This window comes from Ruegeria sp. CDSC079 (genome assembly GCF_059610505.1).
Map to the genome: position 1 here is coordinate 468,633 of NZ_JBXWNT010000003.1, position 17,595 is coordinate 486,227.

General features: G+C 55.1%; 12 protein-coding genes, 1 tRNA gene and 1 pseudogene. 4 read left to right on the forward strand and 10 right to left on the reverse strand.

What is annotated here, in order from left to right:
* Positions 1-13: 13 nt before the first annotated feature.
* From AC2FIC_RS08000 to AC2FIC_RS08045, 10 genes are all read right to left on the reverse strand, one after another.
* On the reverse strand, positions 14-802 hold the full coding sequence (locus tag AC2FIC_RS08000) for a PP2C family protein-serine/threonine phosphatase (RefSeq protein WP_281995081.1): 789 nt from the start codon (positions 800-802) through the stop codon (positions 14-16).
* Positions 803-805: 3 nt separating this feature from the next.
* On the reverse strand, positions 806-1,777 hold the full coding sequence (locus AC2FIC_RS08005) for an FHA domain-containing protein (protein ID WP_496691620.1): 972 nt from the start codon (positions 1,775-1,777) through the stop codon (positions 806-808).
* A gap of 202 nt (positions 1,778-1,979) precedes the next feature.
* The gene (locus AC2FIC_RS08010; protein ID WP_496691619.1) at positions 1,980-4,139 is read right to left on the reverse strand and encodes a serine/threonine protein kinase; all 2,160 of its coding nucleotides are present in this window, start codon (positions 4,137-4,139) and stop codon (positions 1,980-1,982) included.
* Between the two features lie 334 nt (positions 4,140-4,473).
* The gene (locus AC2FIC_RS08015; RefSeq protein WP_496691618.1) at positions 4,474-5,760 is read right to left on the reverse strand and encodes a dynamin family protein; all 1,287 of its coding nucleotides are present in this window, start codon (positions 5,758-5,760) and stop codon (positions 4,474-4,476) included.
* The gene (locus AC2FIC_RS08020) at positions 5,757-7,799 is read right to left on the reverse strand and encodes a dynamin family protein (protein WP_496691617.1); all 2,043 of its coding nucleotides are present in this window, start codon (positions 7,797-7,799) and stop codon (positions 5,757-5,759) included. Before AC2FIC_RS08020 ends, AC2FIC_RS08015 begins: the two co-directional genes overlap by 4 nt.
* 67 nt (positions 7,800-7,866) lie before the next feature.
* Positions 7,867-8,739 carry a hypothetical protein gene (locus AC2FIC_RS08025; protein WP_496691616.1) on the reverse strand — a complete coding sequence of 291 codons (873 nt, stop codon included), beginning with the start codon at positions 8,737-8,739 and terminating at the stop codon, positions 7,867-7,869.
* A gap of 22 nt (positions 8,740-8,761) precedes the next feature.
* On the reverse strand, positions 8,762-9,163 hold the full coding sequence (locus tag AC2FIC_RS08030) for a hypothetical protein (RefSeq protein WP_496691615.1): 402 nt from the start codon (positions 9,161-9,163) through the stop codon (positions 8,762-8,764).
* 30 nt (positions 9,164-9,193) lie between these two features.
* The gene (locus AC2FIC_RS08035) at positions 9,194-10,786 is read right to left on the reverse strand and encodes a P-loop NTPase family protein (RefSeq protein ID WP_496870116.1); all 1,593 of its coding nucleotides are present in this window, start codon (positions 10,784-10,786) and stop codon (positions 9,194-9,196) included.
* A gap of 131 nt (positions 10,787-10,917) precedes the next feature.
* Entirely contained in the window at positions 10,918-12,930 is a 2,013-nt protein-coding gene (locus AC2FIC_RS08040; RefSeq protein ID WP_142636261.1) for a dynamin family protein, read from the reverse strand.
* Between the two features lie 2 nt (positions 12,931-12,932).
* On the reverse strand, positions 12,933-13,349 hold the full coding sequence (locus AC2FIC_RS08045; RefSeq protein WP_142636441.1) for a hypothetical protein: 417 nt from the start codon (positions 13,347-13,349) through the stop codon (positions 12,933-12,935).
* 730 nt (positions 13,350-14,079) lie between these two features.
* On the opposite strand from AC2FIC_RS08045, the gene AC2FIC_RS08050 reads away from it, so the two are divergent.
* The 4 genes and pseudogenes from AC2FIC_RS08050 to AC2FIC_RS08065 form a co-directional block, all read left to right on the forward strand.
* Positions 14,080-14,164 (forward strand) — tRNA-Leu (locus tag AC2FIC_RS08050).
* 404 nt (positions 14,165-14,568) lie between these two features.
* Positions 14,569-15,774 carry a YcaO-like family protein gene (locus tag AC2FIC_RS08055; protein ID WP_496691613.1) on the forward strand — a complete coding sequence of 402 codons (1,206 nt, stop codon included), beginning with the start codon at positions 14,569-14,571 and terminating at the stop codon, positions 15,772-15,774.
* Complete coding sequence (locus AC2FIC_RS08060) at positions 15,771-17,093, forward strand: TfuA-like protein (protein WP_496691612.1); 1,323 nt, start codon at positions 15,771-15,773, stop codon at positions 17,091-17,093. Before AC2FIC_RS08055 ends, AC2FIC_RS08060 begins: the two co-directional genes overlap by 4 nt.
* 44 nt (positions 17,094-17,137) lie before the next feature.
* A pseudogene (locus AC2FIC_RS08065) lies at positions 17,138-17,595 on the forward strand (gluzincin family metallopeptidase); the annotation flags it as partial.

The following is a 17,595-nucleotide window of genomic DNA, read 5'->3' on the forward strand; positions in this document are numbered from 1 at the left end:
GGTTGCTTTGCCTCTAGTCGTTTCTTCTGAGTTTGATGACGCCAATCGACGTATTGTCTTGATCCGGGTCGTTCCTGGTTCTCAGTGCCCGCAACAGCGCATCCGCAATATCTTGAGCCAGCGCATCTTCGTTTTCCTCAAGAATTGCCTGAATTTCTGTGTTGCTCAGATATTGCAGCCCATCACTTCCCACGATCAGCACATCCGCGGTGCTAAGACCCAATGGTTCTTCCGGGCAATCGACCTTGGGAATTGCGGCGCCCATTATCACCGAAGTCAGTTGGTTTCGGTCGGGGTGAGACGACGCCTGGTCTGGCGTAAGGGTACCTGCAGCAACCTGAGCATCAATCATCGGAGCCATCGAATGGTCTTCGTTGATTTGGCTGAGGGTACGGTCGCGATAGAGATAAAGGGGGCTGTCGCCAATCGAAATCCAGAAGACGCGCTTTTCCAGCAGCAAAACTCCCAACATGGTTGATCCCATGTTGAAATCTTCACCCTGCTCCTCACAGTAAGTCGAAATCGCGGCATTTGCCTGCATGGCTGCCAAGGGTAAGGCGTCGATCAGCGCAGTCTCAGCCGGAGCGTCTGCTTCAAGTTCGGTATCCAGTGCATCGCGCCAGGCTTTGACTACCAGTTCAGATGCCACTTCTCCTGCCGCATGCCCACCCATTCCGTCCGCGACGATGACATAGCCCGCATCCGCCGCGTCGAACATACGCGACGCGACCGCGTCTTCCTGCGTGTCGCGCTGACCCTGATCCAGGATCAGCGCAAGATCATATGCTGGGGTCGCCAGCATCAATTAAACATCCCGCCAATCAAAGCCGTCATCGCAGAAGGCTGCAAAACGGATTGAGGTTTCACTGATCCGGATAAGATCGCCTGTGGAGAGTGGAACCGTGCTGAGAACGGGTTTGCCGTTCAGGCGCACCAGATTGGCCTTGCCGCCATGGCCCAGATAGCATTTGCGGTCTTCCGGGTCATAGGCAATTACCGCATGGTTGCTGCGGGAAATCCCAGTGTCGCCAAAGTCCAGCTGGATCGCCTGGTCATCATTACGCCCAATCTGCATCAGGCCTTCTGTCAGCGTAACGCTGGAACCGCGGCCGGGGCCGGAAGTTACAACAAGCCATCCTACCGGGAATGTCGCCTGCGCGGTCTCGGTCTTGGCCATAGCCACCGGCTCGGCTGTTTCCATCAGGTCCTGAACATGCGTATCCGCGCGCTCGAAGCCCAGGAAGGTGGTTTTCACACGGCTGCGTCTGTCTTCTTTTGCCGCAGGAGCAGGCTGAGGTTGTGCCTCGACCTCCGGGGCAGAAGGCGCTTCTGGTTCCGGATCAACTGTCTCGACGACTACGTCTACGACCGGTTCTTCCATCGCCATTTCAGGCGCGGGATCTTCAATCGTGGCTGTCAGTTCTTCGGTTGGCACATGCAGTGTCACAACCGGTTCGTCGTCCTTTGGGTCGGCATCAACTGTAACCTCGGTGGCGCTTTGCACTTCGGCGACCACTTCCTCGACGATAATCTCATCGGCAGTGGCTTGTTCAGCTTCGGAGAACACCGGCATCTTGCCTTCGGGTAATAGTTCTTCGCTTTCATCGTAGCTATCAGCAGCAATGTTGCCGCCTGCCAGTGCGTTACGAAGTGCGTTGAAATCCGCAATCGGTTCAGCGTTATCAGACTCAGGTGACGCGACCTCCTCGGTTTCGGTCTCTTGAGGTTTGCCGGCACCTTCGAGAAGCCGGCTAAGGGGGCTTTTATATTTAAACATGGTGTCGACACCTTTGTTTCTTGGCACAGGAACTACGTCCCATGGGGCTGCTACTCACCTCTGCACGTTCGGCACACAGGCACTGATGATTGGGAACAAAAAACTCATTTACCTTCTGCGACGGGCCGGTCCCCGTCAGAGTGATGGCTTTCGCTTCACTCTCAGCAAACACACACAGGCAGATCACAATCAGACCGGATCATTACTCCTGTACCAGGGGCATAACCGCACCCGTTTCAGTACCGTTGCGCAGAACTGTAAAGCGGGCTTCGGACTGGTTTTCAGAAACAAGGAGCTGCAAAAGCGCGTCCAGCCCTTCAGGGTTGGTAATGTTCTGACCGGTATGATTTTCCGAGATCAGTACATCGCCTTTGCGCAGGCTGCCTGCTGCGGGTGCGTCTGGTGCAGTGTCAACAACAGTTGCCCAGCCGTTTCCATTGCTGTTCCTGATAGTGAACACATAACCATTCTCGAGACCCAACATGCGAATGGCGGGCAGGGCCAGCAATCCGTTCTGCGCACGGGTTTTTCCGAGTTCCCGATAACGGGCAGTGATGCGGATATACCCATCCGGATCGACCTTCAGGTCATCCAAAATCTGGGCGGCAAAACTTGCATCAGCCTGGACCGGCACTCCATTCACAGTATAAATTGACGCCCCATGTTGCACCCATTCTCCGATCACGGAAGTATCCAGCGTGGGGTCAATGCCGGTCACGACAACGACGCTGCCAGTCGAGGCGCGGCGTTTCGAGGTCTGGAACGGTATTTCCACATCCCAATGAGAATACGCAATCTGCGTTTCTGCCGGCTGGCCAGCAGCAGCGCTGATTTCTACCGGGTCGGCAGCAACCGGGGCTGCCTCGACAGGTTGCGCTTCGGCGTTTTTCGCCGTGAGGGTATCCGTCTGCTCAACAGGTTCTGCGCTTGCGACTTCTTGTTCTGGTGCTTCAGCTTCCGCAGCGGCCGGTTCTGCCGTTTCCACGACCTCTTCCGCAGCGGCCGGTGCCGCCGTTTCCACGACTTCTTCCGGCTGTTCCGAGGCTGGTGCCTCTGTCTCGGTCACTTGGACCGGCGCTGCTGTCGGTTCGGGGGTTTCTTCGCTGCCACTGAACAAAACGAATCCGCCTGCAGCCAAGGCAACCACCACCGCAGCAGCGCCTGCGATGACTTTACCGCTGCCGCCTGATCCGTTCTTGACGATCGTATCGACCGCAACCGCGGCCTCTTCTTTTTGTGCAAACTTGGCCAGATCGCCCTCAGACTTATCCTCATTACCCAGGGCAATGTCAGGGTTCCCAGCCAACAAGGCAGTCACCACCGCCTCGGCATTTTCACTTTCGGCTTTGATCCGGGCTTGCTCTTCGACTTCGTCCTTACGGTCCATCGCTACGATGACCGAGACCGGACGATAGGCGAACGAGTCAAACATGACGCCGGGACCACGGAACATCCGCAGCCAATCCAGGGCCGTTTGCAGACGATCTGTTGCGTGAACTTCCATCGCTTTGTCGATCGCTTCAAGGAACCCATCGGGATAGCCGCTGTACTGACCTGCGAGGGGCGTATAGGGATCATCCTGGCCATTGTTGAAGGCATTCAGTCGGGTTTGCCCGTCGATCGGACGTTCGCCACTGATGGCGTGGTAAAGCGTCGCCGCAAGAACATAGAGGTCGCTGCTGGGTCCCTGATCTGCGCCGCGTACATAGAATTCGTGCGGGGAATAGCCGTCTTTGATAACGCGCAAAGTCAACAGGGCAGCAGATTGATTGGCTGCCTGTTCGCGCGCGGCACCAAAGTCGATGAGGACCGGGTCTCCGTTTTGGTCAATCAGAATATTGTCCGGTGAGATATCGCGATGCAGCATTCCGCTTTGGTGGATGAACGAAACGGCCGACAGCATTTTCTCGGTGACTTGGACAATGAAATCCGGGCCCGCGTCGTTTTCGGGGTTCTCGGAATAATCCAGAAGATCGCAACCCCGGATCAGGTCCATTGCGATATACGCCGTGTCGTTGTCTTCAAAGACCTGATGTACGTCAACGATATTGGGATGAACCAGTCGGGCGTGATTGCGGGCTTCCTGAATGAACAGGTCGATGATCGCGCGCAGATCTTCTTTGTGGTCGGGATTGATGGGTTCAACCGCGTCACCATTCCGACGGCACAGAGCGCCCGGATAGCACTCTTTGATCACGACATCGCGTTCTAGGCTGTCGCGGGCCAGGTAGGTAATCCCAAACCCGCCATTGCTGAGGAAACGAAGAATCTCATACTGCCCGCGCAACAGCTTTGCGCCAGGTTCAAGTCCTTCAATCTTAGGTTCGTCGTGCGTTGCACCGACAGCCTGGTTATGGCTCATTTCATTCCGCCCGTTCTAATCGTTTTGCGGCAAAAAACCTGGGCAAATAGCCCGCAAACACACAACCAAAAACAACCGCAGGACACTCAAGTCGGTTAGACGATTCAAATTTGACTTTATTGGGGCCGCCTGATGGCTTCACTAAGGATCGTTTTTGCGATTGATCTATATGTAGTGTTTATTTGACAGTTTATACTACATATAGAAATATATTGTGATAAAATCGAAAGCTAAAAACAAATTCTTAAGGATTGGTCTACAAATTCGAAACAATAGATTCGTAGGAATCGCTTCTACGATTCGCGGAATTGCCGCTCAGCCTTGAGCGGAAATTTCAGGTTCCGGTCTTTGGCTGTGCCGATTCAACCCGGCTGCCGGCCCAAGCAAGGTTGTCACTCAGCTGTGCCAGAATGCTAATCGCATCCTTCAGTGGCGCAACGCCGCTTTCGAACTGAAGCAAAAGCAACAAGTCCGTGGCCTTTTCGAACTCACCCGGAATCCAATCCGCCGTCGGGTCAATCTCGCCATCGTTTTCCAGGCGCTCGGCGAAATCCTCAACGATTTCCTGACAGCTTTGCAGGAAAGCCGCAGGCTCCATATTTGAGGTTTCCCGCAGGTCTTCATAGATACTGGCAATCGCGGCAAGCCAGTCTTCCAGGATCGGATTGTCGATAGGGGGTAGCACGTTTTCCAGCGTGGTCTGCATAGAGGGCGCGTCGAGGGCGGCTATGTCCGGCACCTGAACGTCAATCGATTTCAGATAGGGCAGAAAGTGCTGTTCCAGATCTTCGCGCGCCGAACTCAGGTCTGCCTGTCGCCGGTTCGAAGCAATATCAAGCACCTGCTCGGCCAGCCCCTGTCCACCGCAGGTTTCCCAAAGGGCGAAATCCGGTTCTGGCTCTTGCGCCATGGCACGGACAGCCACTGGGGTGCCGATCGGCACAACCGAGCGGAACATATTGCGCTTTTCTTTGTTCAAGCGGGCCAACACCCGGTCAAGCGCGTCGCGTACCGGAGGCAAATCTGTATGTGTCACAGCCAATATGCTGTTTGCTCGCAACTCTTCCGGAACCTTAGCCCAAAGATGGCGTTCCGTTTCGCGCCATGCATTTGTGCCGTTGGTGCACCAGATCGCGCAATCCACAAATTTGAGCAGATCGAGCGTCGGTTTATAGGTATCATCCAAAGCGCCTGACCCAGGCAGATCGTAGAGCGATATCTCTTGCAGGGCAGGGGTGTTCAATCCAACAGAGATAAAGTCGGGTTCGTCTTTGGCGGCCTTTTCAAGTGCAATTCCGGAATAGACCTTAGGTTCACGGTCCCACCACCCGACAGTTGTTTCGGGGGTTTCGGAATATGCCACAATAACGAGCGGCAGTTTCAGATGTTGCGGCCCGGTAGGCAGAATATCTGCGCCGGCCAACATGTTGGCCAGGCTGGATTTTCCCGCCCCAAATTCTCCGGCGAATCCAATATTGACCGCGTTTGACAAGCGTTCGGCATGCGCCAAGGCGCGGGCGCGCATATCTTCGAGCGCCACGTCGCTCGGCAGGCTTTCGGTCGCGGTCAGAAAGCGCTCGAGCTGCCTCACTTCCTTGTCGGTTCCGGGAAATTCGATCATTCCGCTGCCTCTGCTAGTATTTCATCTGTTTGATGCTGGCTGAATAGGGTGCCCAGCTCGTCAGAAATATGTTGTGCGTGGTTGAAGGCGGCTTGCGCCTCGGCCCGGGCATTTGTTTCGCCGGTTCCGGCACGATGTTCAAGATGTGTGGCGAGCAGGGCCAGATAATGGTCCAGCACGGTATTAAGCCGCTCGGTCAAATCACCGCGGGCGGTATCCACCAGATCATCTCCGATCATCTCAAACTCCTGAACGATCATGCGTTCGGCACGGGACACGACACTTTTACGCGAAATCAGCCGGGACAACCAGTTTACCCGAAGTTCGACAGTGATGCCACGGGTCAAAGCGGACGTGTCCGGACGGAACCAGCGAACTGCGCTGGTGTTCATCCGGTTGTCGGTTGCGTCCTGCCAGCCGGGCAGAGCCCGCAGCGTGGCATTGCTTTGCATGTCGATTGCGTAGAGCTCGCTCAGCATTCTTTGGCGGACAACTTGGGTGGCCCCCTGAACAAGTTCGCGCATGCGGTCACGCAGCGGAGTGAAATTCAGCTCGGTTTCTCCGGTTTTCGACAACAGCGGAGAATCTCCGTTCGGGCCGCGAATAACGCCCGACACCGCCTCAGCCACGGTGTCATCCATTACGCCTCTCAGGTTGGCCAGGACGTCATCCATTTCGTCAATGATCTTGGTGGTCTTGTCGCTGACCGAGTTCCGCAGATCGGCCAATATCCTGTTGTTTTCACCAGCGTCTTCTGCCGAGGTTGTGGTGTCGTTCTCGATCGCGCGCAGATGCGCTTTGGACCGGTCCAATTCACCTTGGGCAAAGCTGTTGAGATGCTGCCAGGCCATACGCAGTTGTTCATCGCGCGGGCCTTCTGTCAGCGCTCGGGTCACATGCCGGCGCAGATCGGGCAACCCGGAGGCGATCATAGCGGCAAAGCGCAAAACACCTTCGCGGCTGATCGGGCCGGGGCCTTGTTTGATCTCTTCGACACCGTCCAGATATTGCTTCATCTGATCGGGGTGCGCGCGCAGCCAGGCCAGGACATCGTCGTGGTTGATACCGGCTTCGTCACCGGTCAGGGCGTAATGCGCCCATTGGGCACTGCCGGTCAACACGTCAATGTTCGAGTTCCCAAGCGCCTTCTCAAGCCCGTCCAGAACATCGGCCCGCACCTTGAACGCATCTTCGGCACCATTTCCCAATTCGTCCACGCGGTTGATAAAAACCACGATCTGGCCCAACTCCAGCGCTTGCATTAGGCGGAACAGTTTCAAGTCCGCCCGAGAAAGCGCCTGATGCGCCGACAGGACAACCACAAAGAAGTCGGACTCTTTGAGGTATTGGCGAGAGATCTCTTCGCGGATCAACAGGGGGTCATTTACGCCGGGCGTATCGGTGACCGTAAGCGGAAATGGGAAATGTCCGATGTCAAAATAGACCTCGGCCTTTCGGGTGATGTCGCTGTAAAGGCCCCGGTCCGATGCCGGATCATGTGTCCCACCCTCGGTCGGGTCATCGCCTGCGCAAACATAACGTGCCAAATCATCCGAATTCAGGTCTTCCAGATCATGATGTTGGCCCAGCAGCTGTTCATAGCTATCGCCCAGCCGAAGCTTGGCGCGGGTCTTCATTGCGTCGACCTGTTCTTCGATCATCTCGCGCTTATAACTGTCCTCGTCATCGGGGAACATGTTGCGCAGCTCTTCGCCTTCGGCAATCAGGGACTGCCACTGACGGTTGTCGAAGAAATGGAACTCGGCACCTTGCGTCCGGCCCGACGGGTGGCCGAAATGCATATCAGTGATTACGGTTGTCCAAGGGTTCACATCCGACGGCAGATATTCGGCCTGTCCGGTAAAACCATTGATCAGTCGGGATTTGCCGGCCTTGATCTGACCAACAAAAGCAATCGAGGGCTTCAGGTTCGAAAGATCACCAATGATCCGAGAGATAAACTGCCCGGTTTCGTCATTGCTGACGCCTTTCATCTCGTTGGCTATTCGAAGTAACTCGCGACGATTATTCTCACTCATAACACATACCCTGACTACTTAATTTCACGGATCGAATTCGTTGAAAAATTGAACTGTTGGCACCGGATCATTTTTCCGATCCCGTAACTGATTTCCAAAGGTTTACGACGGCTCCCAGTTTGCGCGCTTCATGAATGGCCAGCGCAAAATGTGACCCGTCATGCAGAACGGCAAGCGCATCCCCTTTGCCCCCTGAAGGCCGCATTACAATCAGCTGAGGATGATCCAGCGCGGTGGCGGCGTCACCGTCCCACCCAACAAGATCCTGTGTAAACTGACGAAGCAGATCCTGATCGGCGTGCATGGGTTGCCCGACGTCGCATACTCCTTCGAGCCGCAATATGGCTGCACCGTCTAAGGTGACTTCGGCGCGTCCCAATGCGAACCGTTCAGCGCCGTCAAAAAACGCGCTGGCAATGGTTCCGGCTGTCGCCCCGGCGGCGGGCGCTGGAATATCTGTTTCTTGCGGAGTAGGCGTGTCGGGAACCAAAGAAACGACCGTCTCGGGCGGCAGTTCGATAGTGCCGCAAGCCTTTGCAATCTCGCTGAAAGTCACACCGACATCATCGACCTCAAGCGCCGTGTCCGGTTGCAGAGAAAGCAGCTCCAACGGGGCAGGGGCTGCTGCAATATCGGACACCAATTCGGCTAAGCGGGTCGCAAGCTCTTCACGCGGAGTAGTTTCAAAATCCGGTATCATGCCCGAGCGGACCCGGAAAACATCAGTTACCCGCGAGCTGTTGACCTCCATTGCCAGACAATCACCATTGGCCGCGGTAAATTCCAGCCGACGCGGCAAAATGGTTCCGCGAATTGTACGCAGGATCTTTTCACGACGAATCTCAGTCGTCTCAGCAGCTAATGTAACCGTCGGATTCAAACGGGCGACCGACAACCGCCCGATGTCTTCGAGCATGTCCAGTATGTCAGTATCCATCATGCCGTGACCCCCTCTGGTCCCGTTATACAGCGGCCGTAACCGGCCCCAGGCTTATGTGCGATTTAGTAAGCGCCAGCCCCACATTGGCACTGTCGCGACAGATGTAGCAGACCACATGGTCCGGGTAGTCCGGGGTCCGCAGGAAAATATTCAGCCGATCCTTTGAAAACACTGCGATTTCGCCAAACCCAGGATTTTCCGTATCGTCGGCGTCGGTCGAACGCAGCAGATTCTCAAACGCGATCACACCGTGCCCCTGAAAAAGGTTGGCCACCGCAATGGCCAGAGTATCCAAGGCTTCGGCACTTTCCGAGTCTGTGACATGGGTGCCTAGCAACATACCTGTCTTCATGTCGACATACCCGGCTGCTATGCAGTCGGGTATGGTCGCCATCGCATCGTTTAATGCTGTTTCGATAGACATCAGTTGCCCTGTCTCCTAGGTTTCTCACCGCTAAAGTACATGTCGTTCAACACCCGTGTCTTCAGAGGTATTGGCCATGGGCCTTACCGCGTTATCTGATTTTCGCGCATTGTGTTCGGCCGTGATTTGGTCAAACTCCTCAAGAAATGCTTGAAATACCTTCTTCAACGCTTCTGGGTTGGTGGGCATGTCTTCGCCATCCGTGACCTCGCGCCACATCGCCGCCGCGCTAAGCGGGGTGTCGACGGACACGTTCACAATGTCTTCAAACGAGCCCGCGATTTCCGGTCTGCTCTCTGGCAGGGCTACAACCTGAGTGTTCACCAGGCCATTGGTTTCCGGCTCTGGTTCGAACTCATCCTCGGCATCATCCGATTGTTCAGCCATCAACGCTGTGATCGAGGATACGGAAAGTTCGACCGGGGTTTCTTCCGGCTCTGCCTGAGCGGTCTCTTCGGGCTCCGGAACATCTGTAAGCTGGTCCTCCAAAGAGGCCATGAATGTGTCAGCTTCGTCTTCGTCACTGAACAGGTTTTCTTCTTCAGCAACTTCGGCTTCCGCAGAAAGTGGCTGAACTTCAACAATGTCAGTTTCATCAATGACGGATACGGCCTGTGGGTCTGTTTCATCATCCTCGGTAGGAGCAACGGACAGATCGGCAACGTCCAAGTCCTCGGGAGTGGTCTCCCGGAAGAACGCCCGCAATTCGTCTTCTTTTTCTTCTTTTACGATCTCGGCGCCCGAGGTCATGTCGGCGCGCAGACGTTCGGCCTCTTGTGGGTCAATGCGCGGGGCACGTTCAACCTCATCGGGGCGCAGTTCGACCCGGGCAGGGCGCACGGGGAATTGTGTCACCACCTCGGGCTCTGTTCCCTCATGCAGCGGATTTACCAGCTTCAGCGGAGCGGTTCCCTGTACATTCGAGAAATTGCGCCGCGGGCGCAGCGGGTGTACCTGAGGAGCATCGGACAAGCTGGTGTCAATTTGATAACGCGCCAGCTGATGAGCGCGGCTGTCCATGATCAGTTCTGTGATTTCCAGGAAGCTGTCGACCATCTTGCCACCGCCACTGCGGGTCCACAATTCGGCGTCCCCACTTTTGTCGCGGGCCATGATGGCATCACGTGCTGAAAACAGGATCGAACGGTTGAACAGGTGACCTGCTTCGCGGTTCACACGACGAAGGACCTTTTGGCGATCCTTGACATCCAAAACGTCTGCACGTGTGACCAGCAACAATGAATTATGTTGCAACCGTTCGGGCAGGGAAACCCAGGTTGCCCGTTCCGTTTCGCGCCATGCCTGCGTGGCGTGCGTACACCAAATAACGCCATTTGCCTGACCGACAGCCCGTCGCCAGACATCAGTAGAAATCTTGGGGTCGGAAATACCCGGGGTGTCAATCAGGTCGACGGCTTCCAGGATGTCGGATTCCAGAAATATGCGAATAAACTGGGCATCATTCACCCCGACTTGTTCCAGCTGGTCCAGGTCAATGTTTTCGCGAGTTCCGTCAGGGCGTTGTACATAGGCCGACCTTCTACCCCAACTGAACCAAACTGGTGGCAGCTGTGTGGCTGTAACCTGTGTAGGCAGTGCCTCCGAGCGCAGCAGAAAGTTCATCAAGGTTGATTTGCCGGCGCTGAATTCCCCCATAAGTGCAAAAACAGGTTTCCTGCGGGACCATTTCTCAATGCGGTCCCATGCTTTTGAAGAGACGAAGCGGGTTTGTGAATCTTTTGCCATATCGCTACTTATGCTGCCTCGTTACTAAGATCTTTCAGGATATCGCCGAGGATATCGTCGCGGGATTTCTGAGGGGCCAGCCCCTCCATCAGCGCTGCACTGCGACCGGGGTCCTTTTCGGCTGAGGCCGAAATGTTCAACAGAGTCTCCTTTTGCTCGCGCATAAAGTCGGAAAGGGCGGCGCGGACATTTTCAAGAACTGCTGCAATCTGGTTTTCTTCGATATCCTTGGTGATCGAATTCGCCTCTGATGTGATCAGGCGCGTATAATCCGCCGCATAGGCCTCGAAACCATTGCGGCGTTGCCACCAGCGGCGCCACCATGTGCTTTGCAAGTCCAGGGCAATCGTGCGTCCGATACCCAGTGGAGGTGGTACCCGCGGGACGATTGGTGCCTCGATGCTGAACTCTCCCAGATGGTTGCCCAGCAAGCTTTGATACAACGCTTCGATGTCAGCGGCTGCCGCTGAATACAACGCACCAACTTCTTTGCGCATCGACCGGGCAAAGCTAAAATAGGCCGCTTTTTGCAAGGTCCGCAGACCGGCAGGATCGTACTGCCACGTTCCTTGCTCGCCATTTTGCTCAAGATGCGCGATTAGAGAATCGGTGGCACGTTTAACAAAGTTGGCTTCGGCCGAGTTCAGACGCTCAAGCACTTTCGCGCGCAAGGAAGCAGTAAGCTCAGCGGCCTTCTTTTCATATTCTGCGTTGACCTCTGCCACGGCGTCTTCGGGTGCTACCCCGTTCAGCTCTCGCACGATCCCTTCGCTGTCGGATAGTTTTTTGGCCACGGCGGTCGCCCGGATCTGACTGGCGATGTTGCGCGCCCGGTGGCGTACACGGTCCAGAAGTCGAGTTCCTGCGCCTTCGGCAATGCGTTCATTCATCGCCAGCAATAGGTCGGGCAAACCGGACAACGCCCAAATCTTGTCCAGTGACGGGGCCTGATCGCCAAACCCGGCCGCCAGATAGAACGTGTTCAGGGCTTTCCGGGATTCCTCAGACAGAATATCGGGATTGCCAGTTATCGCGGCCTCGGCCCACAGGGCGCTGCCGAACACGACACTTGCCTTGGTGTCGATATTGTTCTGTTTCAGCGTGTCCAGAATCCGATCCCGAATCTCAGGAACCTGGGTGACCGGATCTGCAAGTTCGTCAATTCGGTTAACGAACAGGATAATCTGACGATTTTCGAACTGAGCGATGATCCGCATCAGCGCCATGTCCATTGTGGTCAGAGCCTGACTGGCTGCCAGAACCACAATGCAGACTTCGGACCCGCGCAGGCTGCGCAGGGTGATCTGTTCACGCACCATAAACGTATCGTTTACACCCGGTGTGTCGCACAGCTTGAGGGAAATCGGGTACTGGGGGATGTCCATGTACAGCTCAGCCGACTTTGTCACATCCGCAAAACGACCGGTCTTGGGGTTGATGTCCGGGTCGTCTTCATCACCCAGGCACACATACCTTTGGATCAGTTCCTCATCGAAATAGTCGTATTGATGGCTTTGCCCCAGAATCAGGTCGAAATGCTTACCTAGTCGTTCCTCGGACTTAGCTTTCATTTCGCCGATCTGACGGCGGATATCGTCCATTTCATCGTCGGCGCCGGCCCGATTGGCCAGCTCTCCCAGCCGGCCGCCTCCAACCATCAGATTGTCCCATTCCTCTTGTTCGAAGAAAGTGAACCGGGATTTTGTATCACCCTGGGTTCTGGTGTTGATGTTCAGCGTGGTAACCACAGAGGTCCAGGGGTTCACATCCGAAGGCAGCAAGGCAGGGCGTGCGGACAGAATGTTCACAAGCGAAGATTTTCCCGCCTTGACCTGACCGACCAGCGTGACGCTGGCAGTGAAATTCTCCATGCGTGTCTTGAGCGTCGCAAGACGTGCCGAAGAGCGCGCGTCCGCCACCTCTGTCAGTTGGTCAATCTGTGTCGTCAATGCCGACATGGCCGAAGTCATTGGGGTCAGCGCTTCGTTTCCAACAGACAAAAGATGATCGTTACGCGCCATGGTTAGCCTCCGGTTCCTGTAGCGGCGATATGAGGTTCGATCTGCCCGTGAGGTGCGCTAGTCAGCGTATCAATCCGGGCGATCAGGTTCAGGGCGTTGCCCAAAATTGCGGCTTCGGCGCTTGGTGTGATCGATTCATATGCGCGGGCATCGGCCAGCACTTCGATCGAGCTGAAGCAGTCGCTATTTTCCAGGCACGCAACACTGCGCCCTGTTGGGAAACCCTGGGATTTGACCTCGGGCAGGGGCATTCGGGAATTGGCAAGCAAATAATGCCCGCCAGAATGCGTACGCAGCGAGATGCCAAACCCGGTATTCGGGTGTTCGCGATTCAGGGTTTTGAGTTCACCAAGAAAACTTTCGCGTGCAAGACCAATCGCGTCTTGCTCGGCAGATGCAGAGTTCATCATGTTGGTCATGGTAAAGACCCTTGTACTGGAGTTGAGCGAACGAACTGGTAAGACGCCCGAAGGCAAAAGACTCATTAACTCCTTTCCACCCATCAACTACTGGCAAGGCGGTCTTATTTTGACGCGAATAAGATTTTTTGGCGTTTGAATTGTGGCGCAAGTATGGCTGCGGAGTTGCCCGGGCCCACTACTAAACTAAAAAGCGTATAAAAATATGAGCATATCGGCTGAAGTTCACAGCCTGCCAAATTTGATAGCTGGTCTCCAAATGGGGTGTAACTATTTATTAAATTATAGTTTTACATACATGTGGTCAGCTCCATATTTGGCAAAATCTTGTCATGAGACAGAATCCATCGCCCAAACAAAGTGCGCTTTCGGGAAAGGCAACAACAACACGGCACAACGTGAGGGTGTTTAAATTTGGCAGGTTCATCAATGGTGAATTTTAACAGGACGCTATGTTTCACATAGTCTTTTTTGGGGGCTACCTGGTCTGCGAGATTTCTGTTTTGGGCGGCGTCAGGCAAAGCTTGGTCAGCTGAAAGTCCATTGGCCTTTCCGGTCGGTGTGGTCGTGCGGTCTTTCATATGTTTTCGGGGCGTGTGGTGCCTCTAAGCAGAGGTTGGGTTTGTTCTGAAACGGGCATCAATATTCTTCGTGTAAACTACAATTTCCCTCTCGCACTCGTTCAAAAGCTTTGCTATTGAGCGGCATTCCGGCAGCTGCTGCTGGTCGTGCGGGTGTGGCGAAATTGGTAGACGCACCAGATTTAGGTTCTGGCGCCGCAAGGCGTGGGGGTTCAAGTCCCTCCACCCGCACCATAGTTCAGTGTATTGCATTGATTATATTTTATAAATTAGACCCAATAGAGCAACTTTCCCGATTGCCCTGGGACCTTCGCACGAAAGAAGGCGCGCTTCTGACAGCTTTTCGAAACATTTTGGGTTTCCGGTCTCGCTATAAATGACGCAGAATGAAGATTATGTTAAAATAATGCGACATCCTTTGAATATCGTTGCTGCAATTCGATTCTAGGTGCTGGCTGCTGGACACAGTTGGTTCAGCCCGCGCTTATCATTGTCCAGCAAGTAGATTGTCGTGTTGAGACAATTATGGGCGGCAGAGTTGACCCATATGAAATCATCCCCCATCCTGAGCTGATCCGGTCACCGGCAAGTATTTTCGCCTGGTGGCCAATTTCTTTTGTTTTTGGCAAGGTTGCATCATGTCTGACGTATCGGAAAAGCAATATGTGCTTGATACTCATCGCCTGCGAAGCCCCAGCCAAACATTGGAAATCGTAACGCCCTATTTGCGTGAAATGGGCATTACTCGAATTGCGAACTTAACCGGCCTGGATCGTATCGGATTGCCCACGGTCATGGTTGCGCGCCCGAATTCCCGATCGGTTTCGGTGTCGCTCGGCAAGGGATTGTCAGTCCCGGCCGCGCAAGCGTCGGGGGTTATGGAAGCGATCGAAAGCTGGCACGCGGAACGGGTAACGGCGCCTCAGCGTCTGGCACGATTTACCGATATAGCGCGCGATGCGCCGGTGGTGGATGTTGATAAGCTACCTCGGGTGACTGGTGGCCGATTTGATCCTGATGCGAACAGATTGTGGGTAGAGGGTCGGGATTTGAATTCCGCTTGCGCCCGTTGGGTTCCAATGGAGATGGTCGATACCGATTATACGTCTTTGCCGATGGGTGGGCAGGTAGCCTTTCCCAGAACGACAAATGGTTTGGCATCCGGCAACAACCTGTTTGAAGCCAGTTGCCATGCGATCTTTGAACTCATCGAACGCGATGCCACCACACTGTGGCAATTTCAGTCCGCGCCAGCACGGATCCACCCAGACACTATCGATGATGACAGGTGCAAGGACGCAATAAGCATGATTGAGGCGGCGGGCCTGAACCTGGGCATCTGGGACACCACCTCGGACATCGGAATCGCCTGTTTCCGATGTACGATCAGCGAGCCGGACGGGCAGAACGGCCACATCGGTATTGGTGATGGCTGCCATCCAGATCGCGCCATTGCTTTGTTGCGGGCCCTGACCGAAGCGGCACAAACCCGCCTCACCTATATCTCTGGCGCGCGTGATGATCTGGACCCAGAAGAGTTTACTGACCAGGCGCAGATAGAAAGATGTGCCTATATTCGCAATCAGATAGACAGTTCGGACGCGACGCAGGATTTTTCGAATACTCCGACATATGCCACCGGATCATTCCAAGAGGATTTGAACTTGCTGACTACCCGCCTCGAAACTGTAGGTATTTCGCAGGTGATCACGGTCGATCTATCGCGCCCGGAATATGAGATCGCCGTTGTCCGAGCTGTCATACCGGGGCTTGAAGCGCCTCATGACGACCCCGATTACATCGCCGGGGAACGCGCGCAGCGTGTAATGGAAACATACGGATGAGTGTCGTTATTTTTGTGGGCCCGACGTTGACAGCCGATGCTGTGGCCCAATGCTTGGACCCTGTGATCTTGCCCCCGGTCCGGCAGGGGGACGTATATCGCGTGGCACGTGATCGTCCGCGTGCGATCGGGATAATAGACGGCTTTTTTGAGGGCGTCCCGTCGGTCTGGCATAAAGAGATTCTTTGGGCGATGGATCAGGGAATCCCCGTTTATGGCAGTGCCAGCATGGGTGCTTTGCGTGCGGCAGAGTTGGCTGATTTCGGTATGATCGGCGTGGGTCGAATCTTTGAGGATTTCTACAGCCGAACCCTGCAGGATGACGACGAAGTTGCGGTCCTGCACAGCCCGGCAGAATTGGGCTATTTGCCATTGAGCGAACCCATGGTCTCGGTCCGAGCAACGGTTGAGGAGGCGCATAATCTAGGCATGTTGGTCGCTGAACGTGCCGCAGAGGTTCTGCGGATTGCCAAAGGCATGAACTATCGTCAGCGCAGTTGGCCTAACATAATTGACGCGTTGAACGGGCTTTCTGACATCCAGAGTTTTGTGGACTGGCTGCCAAACGGCAAGGTTGATGCAAAAGCGCGTGATGCCATTGAGATGCTTGGGCGTATGGCCGAAGATCTGGCAAACGACCTTCCCTTCCCGGCGACGCAGCAACCGACCGAAGAAACGCTGATGTGGAAAGGGCTGCGTGCCCGAGTGGATGCCGATCAGAAGGCCGATCAGGCGGTTATCGATGAAGTCAGGCTGAACCCGGACATGTATACGCGGCTGCGTGAACGGGCCGCGCTGACTCTGCTGGCGCGGGAAGAGGCTGATCGGCGGGATGAAGAGCCCGACCGCCCTGCCCTGATGGCACAAATGGATGCGCACCGGCAAAAAGCCGGCCTGTCGCGCCGCGCCGCTTTGATGGCATGGCTGGACGAGAATGATCTGAGTGTCGAGGAATACGAGGCGATGCTGGCCGATGCCGCTCGGGTGCACGGCCACATTACCTCTCGGGCTTCGGTCCTTGAGTCATCGCTTTTGCGCGAGTTGCGCCGTGACGGGAGCTATGCCGAATTGCGGGATCGTGCCCATCGCAAGGCACAAAGGGGAGCTGAATCATTGACTGCCCGAGGCGGTCCCGCAAGCAGGCGCCTACCTATGGTTATGTGGTATTTTGAAACACAGCTTGACCAACCAGTGCCAGATGATCTTGAATCATATGCAGTTTCACTTGGATTGGCCGGGCGGGAAGCATTTTTTGATTTGATAGAAGCAGAGTATTTGTTTTGTCACGCGGATGCCGGATTAAATAGTACCGTTGACTAGCCGCCCCAAGGCGGATCCGAGGCGTGGCCTGAAAGGGGGGTATTGTGAACTTACCAGATCACCTTGATGAAGAAGAGCCTGGAACGCGATTTCTGCTGTATCCGCAATCCCCTTTTCTGGAAGAGGACCCCCAGCTTGAGCTAGTCGAAATATCGGCCCCGCAGGGCAGTATCGGCCCTGGTCCATCGGGTCCGCGCATGTACACGGTTAACCCTGTCGGAAAGACTACACCCTATGGGGCCATCGTGCCCGGACCGGATGGTCCGGGAATGTATCTGCCGCCCTGGAACGGATATATCCATCCCCCGGCAATGCCTGATGAGTTCGGTAACTTTATCCATATTGGCCCGTCGGACCCGGCTTTTGAGGCAGCGCATCTGTTTGGCTCGGCGCATTTCACGATGGATGTCTGGCAGGGCTATTTTGACCGACCAATCCCATGGCATTTCTCCCGCGATTTTGACCGACTGGAACTGTCGCTGCTGCCAAGCCTGGACAATGC